This window comes from Photobacterium sp. R1, from assembly GCF_054600795.1.
This window is the reverse complement of the sequence record NZ_BAAHZP010000005.1, coordinates 289719-305095: the sequence shown is the minus strand read 5'-3', so window position 1 is coordinate 305095 and position 15377 is coordinate 289719. Positions and strand designations below refer to the sequence as shown.

Here is a 15377-nt window from a genome sequence, read left to right as displayed (position 1 = left end):
GAGAGTCAGTCGATTGATTCCCTGTTTTATTAACCATCCCATCAGGGATTTTGGAGTTATCACATCAATGAAGAAGTGGTCCGCGTTTCTGGCCAGCGCCGCATGTGCCGCTACACTGGTATCCGGTAGTGTCAATGCAGCCAATGAAGAATTAGTCTTTATGAACTGGGGTCCGTATATTTCAACGGAATTACGTGAACAGTTCACTAAAGAAACGGGCATTAAAGTCATCTATTCGACTTATGAGTCGAACGAAACCATGTATGCCAAACTGAAAGCACACCCGGAAGGTTACGATCTGGTGGTGCCATCAACTTACTTCGTTGCCAAAATGCGCGATGAAGGCATGCTGCAGAAGATCGACAAATCGAAACTGACGAACTTCAAAAACCTTGATAAGAACTATCTGAACAAGCCATTTGACCCGAACAATGAGTACTCTATCCCTCATGTTCTGGGGATCACTGGGCTTGCGGTTAACACTGAAATGTATAACCCTGCTGATTTTGACAGCTGGGAAGACCTGTGGGATCCGAAATACCGTGGTCAGTTGATGCTGATGGATGACACCCGTGAAGTGCATCACATCGCATTGAAGATTCTTGGTTACTCAGGCAATACAACCGATCCTAAACAGATCAACGAAGCTTACGAAAAACTGAAAGAGCTGATGCCAAATGTTCTGGTCTTCAACTCTGACAACCCAGCTGCACCATATATGGCCGGTGAAGTTGGCTTAGGCATGCTTTGGAATGGTTCAGCGGCTGCTGCGCAGCGTGAAGGACTGCCAATTCAATTAGTATGGCCAAAAGAAGGTGGTATTTACTGGGTTGACAACCTGTCGATTACCAGCAACGCGAAAAACGTGGACGCTGCGCACAAGATGATCGACTTCCTGCTGCGCCCGGATGTCGCCGCAAAAATTTCAGAAGAAACCGGTTACCTGACGGGTGTTGCTGCTTCGAATGCGAAGTATAAAGACAACCCGACATTATTCCCGCCACAGGAAGAACTGGATCGCGGCGAGTTCCAAAACGCCGTCGGCGATGCCAATATTCTGTACGAGGAAAACTTCCTGAAACTGAAAGCTGGCCAATAAGTACTTTCTTTAGGCAACCAAACCACATTGGTTGCCTTTTTCCGCCCCCCCTCTGCTATACTCTCCCACTGATTCTTGAATGAATTCCACACGTTAGAAACGGCACCCGTGCCCTTCTGACATGCACCCGTCAACGTATTTGACATCACTTGTCCGCAAGAGAGGTGGGCATTGCTATAGCGACCGGATAGCCTCAGCAAGGCTTCTGAAGTTAGGAGTAAAAAAATGAATAAATGGTCTTCAATGATGACCGGCGGTGTGTTCGCCATGTCGCTTGTTTCCAGTGCGGCGCTGGCAGCAGACAATGCACTGTATTTCTATAATTGGTCTGAGTATATCCCGGCTGACGTGCTGGAAGACTTTACCAAAGAAACCGGTATCAAAGTGATTTACTCGACCTACGAGTCGAATGAATCAATGTACGCAAAATTGAAGACCTATGGTTCTGGCTATGATCTGGTTGTGCCTTCCACTTATTACGTCTCTAAGATGCGTGATGAAGGCATGCTGCACAAGATTGACAAATCAAAGCTGAGTCATTTTAAAGACCTGGATTCAAACTTCCTGAATAAGCCTTTTGATCCGAATAACGACTACTCTATCCCCTACATCTGGGGTGCAACAGGCATCGGTGTGAATACTGATACGGTCAATAAGGACGAAATCAAAGGCTGGAGTAATTTCTGGGACAGCAAATGGCAAGGCCAGCTGATGATGATGGACGATGCGCGTGAGTTCTTTCATATCGCATTACGTAAGCTGGGCTACTCAGCCAATACCAAGAATCCGGAAGAAATTAAAGCAGCATATGAAGAGTTGAAAAAGCTGATGCCAAACGTATTGCTTTTTAACTCAGATTTTCCGGCAAACCCATATATGGCCGGCGAAACCTCTCTGGGTATGCTGTGGAATGGTTCCGCCTATATGGCTCGCCAGGAAGGTGCACCCATTGAAATCATCTGGCCGAAAGAAGGTGCGATCTTCTGGATGGACAGCCTGGCGATTCCGGCTGGTGCGAAGAATGTTGAAGCAGCCCATAAAATGATCGACTTTCTGCTCAAGCCAGAAAATGCGGCGAAAATTGCGCTTGAAATCGGTTATCCAACCCCGGTCGCAGCAGCAAAAGACAAACTGCCGAAATCCTTTGTCGACAACCCTAGTGTTTACCCGCCACAGGAAGTGCTGGATGCCGGTGAATGGCAAGACAGTGTCGGTGATGCTGTCACCCTCTATGAAGAATACTTCCAGAAGCTGAAAGCTGGTCAGTAAGGTTTAAGGCGCCGAAAACGGCGCCTTTTTTGTCAGGTTAAACAGAATCAGCTGCCAGTAACTCTTCAACCAGCTGCGGCACAATTTGAGATGCGGGCCCGTAGCGCTTTTCCTCAAACTCACTCTCGATAATACTCGGTTCCAGATTTAACTCGATGGTATGAGCACCATGCATTGCAGCCTCATGTACAAATCCGGCTGCCGGATATACAGAGCCAGATGTTCCGATGGCAATAAAGAGATCAGCTTCTGTCAACGCGGCATAAATCTTATCCATGCCTTGCGGCATTTCACCAAACCAAACCACATTTGGTCGTAAAGGTGCCGGAATCTGACAACAGTGGCAGCAATCATCCAAAGAAATATCGCCGCTCCAGTCAATCGTCTGCCCACTCTGACTACACTGTGCCTTCAATAATTCACCATGCATGTGAATAACTTGATGACTGCCAGCCAGTTCATGCAGATTATCAATATTTTGCGTCACAACCGTAACCTTGCCATCCAGCTCTTGTTCCAGACGTGCAAGCGCGATATGAGCCGCATTCGGCTTTACCGTTCCGCTTTCTAACTGCCTGCGGCGTTGGTTATAAAATGACTGAACTAAAACCGGGTCTTTCTGGTAACCTTCCGGAGTTGCAACATCTTCAATACGGTGGTTTTCCCAAAGTCCGTCCTGATCCCGAAAAGTTTTGATGCCAGACTCAGCCGAAATCCCTGCTCCAGTGAGAATGACAATGTTTCGATAGGGAAAATGCATCTTTCCTTGCCTTTGTTCATTTTTCTTTCAGTTATACCATCGACTGACAACGAATATAACTCCCTTCCTATAAGACCATGGTCTTATTGTGAGAGCATATTGTATGAATGCAATGTTTTAGTGTGTTGAATTTTAATACCACCCACAAGTTATAGTGCATTAGATGCAGATCAAAATTCTTACAATTCAGACCGCGTTATTTTTCCCAAGACAGCTTAAAAAATCCGCAACGTGGCAACCAATGCTCTGAATATACTTGTGAAATCAACAGAATCATTCCCTAACAAAGCTTTGAGCTTAATTGAGAAAAGTTTTCACAACCTCAGCAAGATTTTGAGCTCTCGTCTATGCTTCTGAAGTATCACAAAACAATGGAGTGATAAAAATGAAACAAAAAGCATTGGCATTATTGGTCTCAACGATGTTAGCCAGCCCGGCTGCACTTGCAGTAACCCTGGAAAAAGGTACGCAAGAGTTTGGTTTACAAGGTAGTTTGGACCTTGATTATATTGATGATTACCTGTTCATTTTAAATACCTCTTACGGATACTTCCTGACTAACGATTGGGAGCTGGGTGGCGTACTGGATGTCAATATGAGTGACAGTATGAAAACATTCCAGATTGGTATGTTCACTGAGTACAACTTTACCAACTCCACCGATTGGGTACCCTACTTAGGTGCTGCAGCTCAGGTTGCAAACTTGTCTGCAAATGCTGATGAAGATGTCGATTTTGATATCGAAGATGTCACCGCCTTGAATATCAAACTGGCTGCTGGCCTGAAATATTTCATTAATCAACACGTTGCTCTCAGTGCTGAAGTGAACTACAACATCGCAACAGATGATATCAATGTGACCAAAGACGGTGTGGAAGACAGTTTCACCCGGTTTATTTTCGGTACACGATTCTACTTCTGAAGACTTTCCCCTCTGAATCAACGCCACTGAGTGTGGCGTTGATGCTTACTTCAATTTCAACGTGTTTTGCTGCGCTTTACTTAATCCGCTGACAACCAGTTGATAGGATGCTGAAGCAAGCTGCTCTAACATGCCAGACTGGATCTGACCATCCATACGAACCGTTATCCAGTGTCTCTTATTCATATGATACCCAGGGGTAATTGAGGGGAACTCTCCCACCAGAAATTCCACATCTGCCGGCGTTGCCTTCACGGTCAGAACGGGGATATTTTCCCTCACAGCAACCCAGGCAAACATCTTCCCGGCCACTTTATAAACCGTTGGCTCAGGCCCAAATGGATAATCAATCACTGCACCAGGCTGGCTCAAAAGGTGCTGGTCAATGAAAGCAGCCCAATCATTTGTACTTTTCATTCCCACATCCTCCGCAAAGAAATACAACAACCGTATCAAAACTCAGACAGTTTGCATAAAGCTGTCTTGCTATACCTGAAAAGTTCCACAAAAAAATGCTGGCTCAATGTGAACTAGGTAAGCAGGTCTGTTATGAAATATGCGATGCCGTTGTTAGTGTTGTCATTCCAGTTACTGACCGGGTGCGAAAGCTTGTCAGTGACAAACACAGAAACAGTGAATCAAGAAGAACAAACCTTACTGCAATTGGCTCTGAATCATGCGCATTGTCAGATTAATCACGATGTGATTGAAGGACGCTATCTTGCGACGGGTTTGCCCGCAGATTACACTCCACCTTCCCTGCCCGAATTATCGTTGATGAAAGAAGCCAGTTTATGGGACAGATTTGCAAGAGAGAGCAACATTAACGTCCCCAATGACCGTCGTGTCAAATATTACCGGAACTGGTACCTTCAACGCCCTTTGCACATTAAAACAGTCTCCCAACGCGCCGAACCTTTTCTCTATTATCTGTATGAGAATGTCAAAGCACGACACTTGCCGGTTGAATTAGCTTTATTGCCTTTTATTGAAAGCGCGTTTGACCCTTACGCATACTCACATCAGGGCGCAGCAGGACTTTGGCAAATGACCAGAGCAACCGGAAAATCTTTTGGCCTTCGAATCAACAATGAATATGACGGACGGCTGGATATTGTGGCATCAACCAACGCCGCACTGGATTTGCTTGAATATCTGTATGACAGATTCAACGGTAACTGGCTTCATGCAATTGCTGCCTATAACAGCGGAGAAAGCCGGGTACGTAAAGCGATACGACAAAATAAGAAACTGGGTAAACCAACAGATTTCTGGGCATTAGATCTCCCGAAAGAAACAGCGCATTACGTTCCGAAGTTGCTCGCACTCAGCCAACTCTTAAAGGAACAGCATCAGTTCAGCATGCCACTCGCCTTCATTCCCAACAGACGGGTTATGACAACAATCACAGTCACACACCAAATGCCGCTGAAGCAGATTGCTGAAGATGCCGGTATGTCCGGAAAGACGCTGAGCCTGTTCAATCCGGCTTATGCAGCAGGGCTGACGCTTCAGCGCGAAGAAAGCACTTTGCTGATACCACGCAAGCAACTGGAGCACTTTTATCAGCAGTCAGACGTCTTGCAATACATCAAACAAAAGTACAGCATTCATCATATTGAGCCGGGTGACTCGCTTTACCAGCTGGCGACACTGAACAACACTTCAATCGGCACCCTCAAACAAATCAATCAACTGGCGAGCAGCAAAATCCATGCAGGTCAGCGCTTGTTGATTCCAATCCCCTAGTTGAGAAGTCTCTGAATCATCAGCTAAAGCCACATATTTTCATGATGCGGAAGGGTTACTTCGGTGACCCTTCACTCGTGAATGTCTCACTGGTCATTGCCTCGCTGGTAACTGTCCCATTCTGAATGACATTCCAGTCAGGTTCAGCAGCAGATTTCAGCACACTGCCGACTTGATTCAGAAGTTTAATATCCGTTTGGTTATGAGATAAAGCCAGACCGACAATCACGCCTGCAAGCAAACAAACCGGGGCGATCAGGCTCCGGATTGCCATCAGACTACTCAGGGCGACAACCATGAGGATCGTCGCGATATACAGATGCCCTGAAAACTGAGAAAAAAACGCGATGTAGACAGCAACCGCCTGGATCAGGCCACCGAGAATTAACAAGGAAATTGTCATTTTTTCACCACGATTGGTACTTTATTGTGCTGTTTTCAGTGAGTATAGACACAGGACTGACGTTTGTGGTGAACAACAGAAGTCACTTATATGAATTGATTCAGTGTTGCAAATTTGTTTTTCTTTCGTGTCAAATATGTTCTTGCATTCCTGGACTATACTGAAAATAAAAGAAAAGCTGTGCTGTCTGGAGGGAGAACAGTCACAGGACAGAATAGAACAACGATAAAATAGCAGGAGGGTATGTCCATGAATCATCACGACGAAATGATTGTCCCCAGTACATTCGGGTTAATTGGCAGAATTGAAATTGCTGCCGCCTGCATTCTGGTCGCCGGATTATTTTTAATGCTTGTTTGAAACAGGAAGTCTCGCGTTCGGACAAAAAAGAAAATGAAATGAGAAATGATAGGGTGCTCAGCCTCAGATAAAGCTGAGCACCCTTTCGAATGCAGTTTCCCTACCGCTTATAGTCTCTGGCCTCTTCTACACGTCCAGATCAAGGATGGAGAACATTCCCCAAATGGTCGGGAATCATACATGAGTATGTCATCAGTTGCATCACTTTTGTGGTAACTTCAGAGACATGTCTTTTTTCTGACACATTCACCATCTGGCTAGACCATTTGCTCTGAAATTATCGGTTAAACTACCCGGATTACGATGATCTAAGGTAGTTCCAACTCAATGTTTCTAAATTCTTACTTCGCTGAACAAAACGGTAGTTATTCTTTTTCTCGTGAACAAGCCAGCCACTTTGCCAAAAGAGTTGCCGGTGACTTTAACCCGATTCACGATGCTGACAACAAGCGCTTTTGTGTTCCTGGCGACCTGCTCTTTTCCGTGATGCTGGCAAAAACTGGATTAAGCCAGAAGATGCGTGTGGAATTTGCCGGAATGATCACCGATGGTATCGCACTGACAATCAACACCAAGTCAGCAACCGATCTGTCACTGGTCGACGACAAAGGAAAAGAATACCTGCATGTGATCCGTGATGGTGAGATTACCCACAATACAAAACTGATCGAAACAGTCACCCAAAACTATGTGAAATTCTCCGGGATGAACTTTCCGCATATCATGGTGCCACTCATGGAGTCTGAACAGGTGATGATCAACCCTGTCCGTCCACTGGTGATCTACGAAAGCATGGAGTTAGAATTTTCACGTCTGGATCTGGATGCCCCTCAAGTCGAACTGACTGATTCCATCATCGAAACCGACGGCAAACGTGGCAGCGTCACACTAGCCTTCAGCTTTAAAGAAAATGGTGAAGTGGTTGGCGAAGGCAGAAAGAAAATGCTGATGAGCGGCCTGAAACCATATTCTCAGGAAGACATTAACGATCTGGTTGATCGCTTTAATGCCCGTAAAGCCGCATACCTGGCTGCATAATTCGTTTCATCAGACTCAGGTGTCCAGATTGTCTTGCTCAATTCTGGACACTTTTGTCTTTCCCTGCTAAATTCCCGTCACTTATCCCACAAAATGAAGGACACACGATGATTGTATTCAAAACCCGCCGGGCACAGAACATGGTAAAGAGTCAGTAAGCGAAAGAGTCCACTGAAACCCACTCCGCTTCTGCCCTTCCCGCTTGTCTTGCCCGGTTCATTCTGACCGGGGCCGTATTGCCCCTGAATAATTTCTAATTTCAGACAATGGCGCTTTGCGTCAGGGGTCAACACATCATGACAACACTTATTTCTCAACCCATACACGCTTTACAGGAACTGGGCTGGAAACCTTACTTTCAACAACAACTTTCCCTGCAAGAATGGGAAACATGTAAACCTGCACGTGTCAGTGCCGTCCATAAGAGCCGTATTGATGTTCTTACCGAACAAGGCCAGTTCTCGCTGCCCATGCTACCGGCAATGCCGGCACTCGCCGTGGGAGACTGGCTTTTAGTTTCAGAAACCAACGCCTATATGCGCTTACTTGATCGTTATTCGCGCTTTCAGCGAAAAGCTGCCGGCAGTAAGGTGGCTGAGCAACTGATTGCCAGCAATGTCGATACTGTATTTATCGTCTGTTCACTCAATCAAGATTTCAATCTGAGCCGAATTGAACGTTATCTTGCTTTAGCGCATCAATCCGGTGTTGAGCCTGTCATCGTGCTGTCGAAAGCCGACTGTGTTGAAGACCCGGCACCATTCATGGAACAAGTCCGTCAGCTTGACAGCATGCTCCTGGTTGAAGCCGTGAATGGACTTGATCCGGACAGCGTTGCCAAATTGTCAGCCTGGTGCGGCAAAGGAAAAACAGTCGCTTTTCTCGGTTCATCTGGCGCCGGTAAATCAACACTGGTCAATACACTGTTATCTGCAAACGCCCAGTTAACGGGAAGAATTCGTGAAGATGACAGTAAGGGACGTCACACGACAACAGCCCGTTCCCTGCATCTTATGGCTGAGGGCGGTTTGCTTCTGGATACACCGGGTATGCGAGAGCTTCAGCTGGCAGACTGCAGTGAAGGTCTTTCCGTAACGTTTAATGATATTGAAGCACTTGCGGAAACATGCCGGTTCAGCGACTGTTCACATCGTCAGGAACCCGGCTGTGCGGTACAGGAAGCGATTGACAATGGTGATCTGGATGAGCGACGGCTGCGGAACTACCACAAACTGAACAGAGAAATTGCATTCAACTCTGCATCCATTGCGGAGAAACGTGCAAAAGCGAAACAGATTGGCCGCTACCACCACGCGATACAGACAAGCAACCGAAAACATAAAAACCGAGTATAAACAAAAAGCCCTCCAGAAACGGAGGGCTTATTTTATGTAACACACTAAATCAACGAAGATTTGCGCATTGCGCTTCTTTGTTCACAGAGTTCACAGACTGATGTTTTTCACGATAAAGCCGCACTGCGGCCTGCGGACCCGTCAGTAATGTCAGAACCATCAGGAAAGAAACCGGCACCGCTGTAATCACGATGAAAGACTGGAGTGCGTTTAATCCGCCATCACCGGCCATCAGCAGCACAGCGGCAACACATCCCATAGCAATTGCCCAGAACAATCTATGGCTGGCCGCAGGTTCATTCTTCCCTGAAGTCACCATCGCAATGGCATAGGCCATTGAATCACCGGTTGTCACGACAAAAGTCGTCGTCAGTACCAGGAATGCCGGAATTAACCAGTCACTGAAAGGTAACTGCGCCAGTGTCGCCAGCAATACTGCAGGCAATCCCCCTTCATTCAGTGGACCAGAGATTGCACCTGGTTGCGTCAGCTCAAAATAAATCCCTGAACCACCCAACACGGAAAACCAGAAGTGCGTCACCAGAGGGGCACCAATCGCAACCGTCATCACCAGCTCACGAATACTGCGGCCGACTGAAATACGGGCAATAAAAATCGCCATCATCGGTGCAAATCCGATAAACCACCCCCAGAAAAACCAGGTCCACCATGCGTTCCAGTCAGGGGAAGTCTGAGTCAGACTCATCTGAGGCAAATGTTGAATGTACACAGACATTGCCTGTGAGAATTGTTCAAAAATAAATCCGGTAGGACCGGTCACCAGCATCACAGCCAACAGGAAAACAGCGACGATGACATTAAACCGGCTGAGCCACTGCAAACCTTTGTCCATACCTGTTGCCGCCGACAGAGAATAGATGGTGACGACAACCGCCAATAAACCGACTTGCGTCATCACCGAGTCATCCAGTCCGGCAACCACATGCAAGCTGTACCCCAGTTGCGAAGCCAGAAAACCAATCGGCCCAATGGTCCCCGCTGCAACTGCAATGATCGAACAGGCATCAATCACAGATCCAATCCAATGATTCTCCAGCCGGTCCCCCAGCAACGGATAAAGTAATGCTCTGGGACGTAACTGAATGCCCTTTTGATGATGGGCATACATCAGCACAATAGTCGCCAGTGTTCCCAGCACAGCCCAGGCAAGAAATCCCCAGTGCAGAAAACTTTGACTCAGTGCCGGGGCAACAGCTTCTGCCAGCCCCGCATGAACTCCCTCAAAAGCAGGTGGCGTGGTCACAAAATGATAAATGGGTTCAGCTGCCGACCAGAACACCCCGCCACCAGCCAGCAATGTGCACATAATCATTGCTGTCCATCTGAACTGACCGATTTCTGGGTTCAAGGAATTCCCGAGTCTGACTTTGCCCAATGGCAGCAGAGCCAGCACAACCGCGAGGATAAAATTCAGCAACATAAACCATTGCCAGAAATGTCCAAATGCGGTGGTCGCTTGACCAAAGAGTGTTTGAATCGTAGAGGATACCCAGGACAGATCCGCGATTGCCGCGATCAGAAACAGGCTCAGGAAGCCAATCGTTAGAACTGAAATTAATTTATCAGCCCCTGGTTGTTTGGTGGTATGCATAAATTACTCACTAGTTGTGTGAGGGGACGCACACTAACAGCTTATTTTCTGTAAATCCAACGAACCCGCGTGATTTTTAGCCAGATATTCCTAAAAAACCTTCAGTCGTACAGAAATTCACCAGTTAAATTCTGATGCCAAAATTTTACTTGCGATCACCTGGTCAATTTGAGTACGAAACAAATGAGCCGATGTTGATTCCATCGGCTCAGGGAATTTGATTAATAAGTGATTTGACTGATTCGGAAAAGTCAGGATCACTGCCCCAGCTTCTTGCAAATCATTTCAGCAAGATAATGAGAATTCAGGTTTCTCTGAATCAGCGTTTGATCCATCCTTCCATGTGAAACAACATCCAGCCAATGCGCAATCATCGCGGTAAAACCTTTACTCTCAAGCATTGGCGTCCAGTCCGGCAACGTCAGTTTGCTTTCTGCGCCATCAGTCCAGCCGGTCCCGGTCGCCAGTGAATCAAAATGGAGAGTCTGATTTTCAAAGTTTAGGGTCACCTGCTCAGCAGTGACACCATTAATCCGGTTCATTGATGCCTGATGAATGGTTTGATCAATCTGCCATGCGACGTCCAGTCTGGCTAACTTCCCATGCAATTGCTGAGTGATCACATGAAGATCTTCTGCCTGGACATTTCCTTTCAGATTGACGCTATCCAACGGATGGATAAAGTCATCAAATACAAAAGTCCGGACATCTCCGGGCTGATTCAGCCGGTGTTTCTGCCATCGTATCTCCAGCAACTGATCTTGAATGGCCCTTGCGCTGAGATGAGGTTGAATCAGAGGCAGATAACGCCGGTTAAATCCCATAAACAAAGGCAATTGCTTCGTTTCCGCAAGGTTATATAAGGATTCACATTCCGCGTAAGTGTCACTCAGCGGCTTATCGACAAAGACCGGAATCCCTTGATTCAGAAAAAACTGTGCGATTTCAAAATGAGAGGCCGTCGCGCTGTGGATCATCACGCCATCAACTCCCAGCCCCGCCAGCTCGCGGTAGTCCGTCACTGCATCATGAATACGATGGGTCTGAGCAAGCTGCTTCAGCACCTCTGGATTTCGGGTACAAAAAGCCAGCTCAATACCCGGCCATTGCGTGATCACAGGCAAATAAGCTTTCTGAGCGATATCGCCCAGCCCGATGATGCCAATTTTCATTTTTACTCCTTGTAATCCGGATAAAAAAAACCCCTGTCTGTGACAAGGGCCGATGCATTCCGATCATGACAAATTGTCTGAGCCAATCAGTGCGTTGTCACGTTATGTTCATATTCAACAACAATTTGATTGCCACTATAACGCACATTTTTAATATTACCATCAACAATATAGGTATTGGTCAGCGTCACCGTATTCGGTAATGTGCCGCCAATTTGTTCCCGCAAAGAAGGAATCGTCAACACCGGATCAACACCCATATACTGACAAAACTGACTGACGAAACGATGTTCCAGCGGCAAACTGCCCCGCAAAATGTCGGAGAAAAACAACTGACTGACGCCCAGCTTTTTCGCCATTTCAATTTGTGTCACCCGCATCTTCGCCTTGTAACTCATCCATGTTTCATACAGGACTTTTCTGTCTTCTTCTGTGTATTGCATACCCGTTCCTAGCGCAAAAAAATGTCAATTCATCGCAATTAAAGCCTAAAGCATCCGGTAAAATGTCAGAAAAACGTTAGGCTTGTTCCAAATAAGAATCTCGCAAAGCCGCATGAAATCTGGGTTTCGTTCATTCCACACAATTTCAGCAAGTTAGAAAACTCACCTTGTCTTGATTTTGATTATGAAAGCTTTCTGCAATCCGGTTATACTGCTTTGAGTTCATATTTCATCAGGGATTTCATACCAAACGCCATGCTCTCACAGACGCGCAATCAGCAGAATTCAAGCTTAAGAAGGGTCATGATTGTTATCCTTTGTTTGCTGTTTTTGCCCTGGGGCAGTCTGAGTATCGCCCTGACAATCGCTGGTGAAGATCTGCTCGATGACTGTATGAACCCCGCGATTGAGATGACACAGCCAGACTGTTGTGATGACATGACGGATCAGATGTCGGAAGGCAAACAGCGCACCTGCCATGAAAGTCTCCATGCCGTGAATTGTGAACAACACTGTCAGTCTTCGTGTCACACGTCACTCTTCATGCCGGCATCCCCCCTGTTCCCCTTGATGCTGACATCCGCAATTTCATTTCATGCCTATGCATCCGGGTACTGGGATGAACCGGTTTCCACACGTTTAAGACCCCCGATTCGCTCCTGAACGAATAAATCCGTCCTCTTGTCTGGTTTTGTCTGGTTCAGACTGACTCTTGCCGGGAGGAATTTCGTTTTCGCCAGCCCGATCAGGCTGTGCACCAGAAGTGAATCAAGGAAATAAACATGAAAAAAACACATCAACTCTTATCCGCTGCTCTGCTCATGATGAGCTTGTCCTCTGTCGCAGCAGAGGTGATTGAAGGCACAAATTATCAGTCTCCGTCCTGTGGTTGTTGCAAGGGCTGGGTCAAACACATGAATGACAATGGGTTTGATATCAAAATGACCTTCGAGAATAACCTGCATCCAATTAAGCAAGCGAATGGCATTCGTCCTGAGTACGCCTCCTGCCATACGGCAAAAATTCAGGGGTATGTCTTTGAAGGCCACGTTCCGGCCCAGGACATCAAACGGTTCCTGGCAGAAAAGCCTGCCAATCTGAAAGGTTTGGCCGTCGCGGGGATGCCGATGGGGTCACCTGGAATGGAATACAATGATCAGAAAATGCCATACGATGTCGTCGCATTTGATCAGGATGGTAATACCGTGGTCTGGGCAAGCCATCATCAGCCACAGACACCGTAAATAAAAATAAAGGCCGGGATGACCGGCCTTTTTATTTTCTGAACTAGTTGATCAATTCGACTGCTGATTTAAGCGATGGAACCACTGACGATTCGGATCCTGAGTTTCGGCCCATTGCGGATCCAATGCCCGTTTTTCGAGGTACACCTGAAGCCCTGTAAAATACAGAACCGCCGTCAGCTCAGAATCCTGGCTGAAATAAGCGAAAAAGGCATCTTCTCGCTCGGCTAATTGTGCCAGTGTACTCACACCGTGACGCAATGCCCATTGCACGGCATAGGGGGACACTTCCGTGCGATGCAAAATCTGAGGCTCAATCGACTTAAGCGCGACATCAATCCCCTTCGGTTCTTGAGCCAGACGCACCGCCGATTGCACATGGCTTTCTTCTTCTGCGAGCCTTTCCCGCAAACTGGCCAGACTCGCCGCCTGTTGCGTTTCGGAGTAACCATGGGTTGTCTTACAGAAACGAATGGCAAATCCCAGCTGATGGCGGCCAACCAGCTCAACTGTTTGTTCCAGGTACTCTTGCGGAATCGCATAAGTTTTGGCTAACTGTTCTACAGCCTGAACCAGATTCGGATAGACGATACCATTATATTCCACCTGAAATGCCTGACTGACCTGACCAACAGGCTGACCATCAATCGCCAGCGGCCACCCGGTATAGTTCACGCGTTCTCTGGCAATCTCAAACATCTTCCAGGCACTTTCCTTAAAGCCTTCAAAGGCTTTGCCTTCCATTTCTGAGTCTTCCAGTTCTTCCTTTGTCCAGTGCGCACCAATCTGCAAATGTTTCTGATACTTACGGTGAAGCCTTGCTTTCACCCGATCGCGTAATAAATCCAGCCCGCTCGCTTTCGTCCGGGTACACAAACTATAGCATTCTTCACAACAAGGGACTTTGACCGGCAGATCGCCTGCAAAGTCCGGTTCAGGCCGGAAAATAAAGCTCTCATAATAAGGCTCACCGCAAAACCAGCAGGTATGGCGAAACTCAAAAGGGACATCGATCGACTGGATAGTCATGATTCTGCAGGCTCTCTTTGCATCAGGTCCGTTTTATTATGCGTATCATCGGTGACCGGTACAAGGTAAGTCACTCATTTGTCTGAACCGCAAATTAATTACAACTTTGTTTTTTGCCATTCCCGTACCGAACACGCTAAAATACGTGACCGTTTTTTGAATGTGAGTGGTATGGATGTCTGAACAGAAGCGAAAGGCGCTGAAAAAAATCGCCAAATGCCTCGAATTAGGTAACTCAGCCAATGTCAATGAAGCAGCACAGGCCATCAAGATGGCGCATCGTCTGATGCTGAAATATGGCCTTGAGAAAGATGACATTGAATTTATCCAGATGGGTAAAACAAAATCAGCAACGCTGTTACCAACAGACATCAGCCAGCAGATCCTGAAAATCATCCGTGGCATCAACCGGCGCTTTGGTGTCGAGTGTGTATTGACCAATTACAAAGGATTGAAGCAGGCCGAGTTTATCGGTGTCGCCGAGCGGGCAATTTTTGCCGCGTTTGCCTTTGATGTGGTTTACCGGGAAATGAACCAGCAAACCGGCCAGTTCCGCAACAGTTTTGCCGGGACAGGTGCCAGTCAGACCGAAGTCACGCGCCGGGTCTCTTCTTTCCTGGCAGGCTGGATTGAAGGGGCATTAGAAAAATTACCCGTTCTGAACACCGATGATGATCATGACAAGCGCATGAGCAACTACATCGATCGTGAATTTGAAAACCTGGATCGTGAGACGTTCAAACAACAACTTCAGGAAGCAATGAAAGGCATCACGGATGACTACGAAAAAGGCATGAAAAAAGGCCGATCCATTTCGGTCAATCGCCCTGTCGGCGGCGATCGCCGGGAAGCCACTAAACTGCTGAGCTGACAGCGGTTTCCGAAACGGAAAACCAACTTCGGTAACATCTGCAAGAAAAAA

Annotated in this window: 16 protein-coding genes; 9 read left to right on the top strand and 7 right to left on the bottom strand. The window is 47.0% G+C overall.

What is annotated here, in order from left to right:
• The first annotated feature begins 67 nt into the window (after positions 1 to 67).
• On the top strand, positions 68 to 1099 hold the full coding sequence (locus ACYP03_RS11050) for an extracellular solute-binding protein (RefSeq protein ID WP_248140339.1): 1032 nt from the start codon (positions 68 to 70) through the stop codon (positions 1097 to 1099).
• Between the two features lie 243 nt (positions 1100 to 1342).
• Positions 1343 to 2368, top strand: coding sequence for an extracellular solute-binding protein (locus ACYP03_RS11045; protein WP_459779858.1), 1026 nt, complete (start codon positions 1343 to 1345; stop codon positions 2366 to 2368).
• Positions 2369 to 2405: 37 nt separating this feature from the next.
• Here the strand turns inward: ACYP03_RS11045 and cobB are convergent, their stop codons facing one another.
• Positions 2406 to 3128 carry a Sir2 family NAD+-dependent deacetylase gene (gene cobB / locus ACYP03_RS11040; protein WP_248140340.1) on the bottom strand — a complete coding sequence of 241 codons (723 nt, stop codon included), beginning with the start codon at positions 3126 to 3128 and terminating at the stop codon, positions 2406 to 2408.
• A gap of 385 nt (positions 3129 to 3513) precedes the next feature.
• Between cobB and ACYP03_RS11035 the strand changes: the two genes are divergently transcribed.
• Positions 3514 to 4050 (top strand): outer membrane beta-barrel protein, encoded by a 537-nt coding sequence (locus ACYP03_RS11035; protein WP_248140341.1) that lies wholly within the window; start codon positions 3514 to 3516, stop codon positions 4048 to 4050.
• Positions 4051 to 4095: 45 nt separating this feature from the next.
• On the opposite strand, the gene ACYP03_RS11030 is transcribed toward ACYP03_RS11035, so the two are convergent.
• Positions 4096 to 4467 (bottom strand): MmcQ/YjbR family DNA-binding protein, encoded by a 372-nt coding sequence (locus tag ACYP03_RS11030; RefSeq protein ID WP_248140342.1) that lies wholly within the window; start codon positions 4465 to 4467, stop codon positions 4096 to 4098.
• 132 nt (positions 4468 to 4599) lie between these two features.
• On the opposite strand from ACYP03_RS11030, the gene ACYP03_RS11025 reads away from it, so the two are divergent.
• Complete coding sequence (locus tag ACYP03_RS11025) at positions 4600 to 5799, top strand: transglycosylase SLT domain-containing protein (protein ID WP_330959527.1); 1200 nt, start codon at positions 4600 to 4602, stop codon at positions 5797 to 5799.
• A 55-nt stretch (positions 5800 to 5854) separates the two neighbouring features.
• Here the strand turns inward: ACYP03_RS11025 and ACYP03_RS11020 are convergent, their stop codons facing one another.
• A complete protein-coding gene (locus ACYP03_RS11020; protein WP_248140344.1) occupies positions 5855 to 6202 on the bottom strand; it encodes a hypothetical protein in 348 nt (115 codons plus the stop codon).
• A 687-nt stretch (positions 6203 to 6889) separates the two neighbouring features.
• Here ACYP03_RS11020 and ACYP03_RS11015 point away from each other — a divergent pair.
• The gene (locus ACYP03_RS11015) at positions 6890 to 7600 is read left to right on the top strand and encodes a DUF3581 domain-containing protein (protein ID WP_248140345.1); all 711 of its coding nucleotides are present in this window, start codon (positions 6890 to 6892) and stop codon (positions 7598 to 7600) included.
• 296 nt (positions 7601 to 7896) lie between these two features.
• Positions 7897 to 8955, top strand: a complete 1059-nt coding sequence (gene rsgA, locus ACYP03_RS11010; RefSeq protein WP_459779792.1) for a ribosome small subunit-dependent GTPase A — start codon at positions 7897 to 7899, stop codon at positions 8953 to 8955.
• A 49-nt stretch (positions 8956 to 9004) separates the two neighbouring features.
• Here the strand turns inward: rsgA and ACYP03_RS11005 are convergent, their stop codons facing one another.
• The 3 genes from ACYP03_RS11005 to ACYP03_RS10995 all read right to left on the bottom strand — a co-directional run bounded on the left by ACYP03_RS11005 (position 9005) and on the right by ACYP03_RS10995 (position 12182).
• Positions 9005 to 10567: a BCCT family transporter gene (locus tag ACYP03_RS11005; protein WP_459779790.1), complete on the bottom strand. Its 1563-nt coding sequence runs from the start codon at positions 10565 to 10567 to the stop codon at positions 9005 to 9007.
• Between the two features lie 257 nt (positions 10568 to 10824).
• Complete coding sequence (locus tag ACYP03_RS11000) at positions 10825 to 11739, bottom strand: Gfo/Idh/MocA family protein (RefSeq protein ID WP_459779788.1); 915 nt, start codon at positions 11737 to 11739, stop codon at positions 10825 to 10827.
• A gap of 86 nt (positions 11740 to 11825) precedes the next feature.
• Complete coding sequence (locus ACYP03_RS10995; protein WP_036752068.1) at positions 11826 to 12182, bottom strand: helix-turn-helix domain-containing protein; 357 nt, start codon at positions 12180 to 12182, stop codon at positions 11826 to 11828.
• 303 nt (positions 12183 to 12485) lie between these two features.
• Between ACYP03_RS10995 and ACYP03_RS10990 the strand changes: the two genes are divergently transcribed.
• Complete coding sequence (locus ACYP03_RS10990; RefSeq protein WP_459779785.1) at positions 12486 to 12845, top strand: hypothetical protein; 360 nt, start codon at positions 12486 to 12488, stop codon at positions 12843 to 12845.
• 119 nt (positions 12846 to 12964) lie between these two features.
• Complete coding sequence (locus ACYP03_RS10985) at positions 12965 to 13426, top strand: DUF411 domain-containing protein (RefSeq protein ID WP_459779783.1); 462 nt, start codon at positions 12965 to 12967, stop codon at positions 13424 to 13426.
• A gap of 51 nt (positions 13427 to 13477) precedes the next feature.
• Here the strand turns inward: ACYP03_RS10985 and ACYP03_RS10980 are convergent, their stop codons facing one another.
• Entirely contained in the window at positions 13478 to 14455 is a 978-nt protein-coding gene (locus ACYP03_RS10980) for a hypothetical protein (protein ID WP_459779781.1), read from the bottom strand.
• Between the two features lie 175 nt (positions 14456 to 14630).
• On the opposite strand from ACYP03_RS10980, the gene ACYP03_RS10975 reads away from it, so the two are divergent.
• The gene (locus ACYP03_RS10975) at positions 14631 to 15326 is read left to right on the top strand and encodes a DUF2786 domain-containing protein (RefSeq protein ID WP_248140352.1); all 696 of its coding nucleotides are present in this window, start codon (positions 14631 to 14633) and stop codon (positions 15324 to 15326) included.
• Positions 15327 to 15377: the final 51 nt, after the last annotated feature.

Bases quoted from the DNA above. Each gene is read 5' to 3' on its own strand.
- ACYP03_RS11020 (WP_248140344.1), bottom strand. From the start codon at position 6,202: ATGACAATTTCCTTGTTAATTCTCGGTGGCCTGATCCAGGCGGTTGCT.
- rsgA (WP_459779792.1), top strand. From the start codon at position 7,897: ATGACAACACTTATTTCTCAACCCATACACGCTTTACAGGAACTGGGC.
- ACYP03_RS10995 (WP_036752068.1), bottom strand. From the start codon at position 12,182: ATGCAATACACAGAAGAAGACAGAAAAGTCCTGTATGAAACATGGATG.
- ACYP03_RS11015 (WP_248140345.1), top strand. From the start codon at position 6,890: ATGTTTCTAAATTCTTACTTCGCTGAACAAAACGGTAGTTATTCTTTT.
- ACYP03_RS10975 (WP_248140352.1), top strand. From the start codon at position 14,631: ATGTCTGAACAGAAGCGAAAGGCGCTGAAAAAAATCGCCAAATGCCTC.
- ACYP03_RS11035 (WP_248140341.1), top strand. From the start codon at position 3,514: ATGAAACAAAAAGCATTGGCATTATTGGTCTCAACGATGTTAGCCAGC.
- ACYP03_RS11045 (WP_459779858.1), top strand. From the start codon at position 1,343: ATGATGACCGGCGGTGTGTTCGCCATGTCGCTTGTTTCCAGTGCGGCG.
- ACYP03_RS11030 (WP_248140342.1), bottom strand. From the start codon at position 4,467: ATGAAAAGTACAAATGATTGGGCTGCTTTCATTGACCAGCACCTTTTG.
- ACYP03_RS10985 (WP_459779783.1), top strand. From the start codon at position 12,965: ATGAAAAAAACACATCAACTCTTATCCGCTGCTCTGCTCATGATGAGC.
- ACYP03_RS11025 (WP_330959527.1), top strand. From the start codon at position 4,600: ATGAAATATGCGATGCCGTTGTTAGTGTTGTCATTCCAGTTACTGACC.
- ACYP03_RS10980 (WP_459779781.1), bottom strand. From the start codon at position 14,455: ATGACTATCCAGTCGATCGATGTCCCTTTTGAGTTTCGCCATACCTGC.
- ACYP03_RS11050 (WP_248140339.1), top strand. From the start codon at position 68: ATGAAGAAGTGGTCCGCGTTTCTGGCCAGCGCCGCATGTGCCGCTACA.
- cobB (WP_248140340.1), bottom strand. From the start codon at position 3,128: ATGCATTTTCCCTATCGAAACATTGTCATTCTCACTGGAGCAGGGATT.
- ACYP03_RS10990 (WP_459779785.1), top strand. From the start codon at position 12,486: ATGATTGTTATCCTTTGTTTGCTGTTTTTGCCCTGGGGCAGTCTGAGT.
- ACYP03_RS11005 (WP_459779790.1), bottom strand. From the start codon at position 10,567: ATGCATACCACCAAACAACCAGGGGCTGATAAATTAATTTCAGTTCTA.
- ACYP03_RS11000 (WP_459779788.1), bottom strand. From the start codon at position 11,739: ATGAAAATTGGCATCATCGGGCTGGGCGATATCGCTCAGAAAGCTTAT.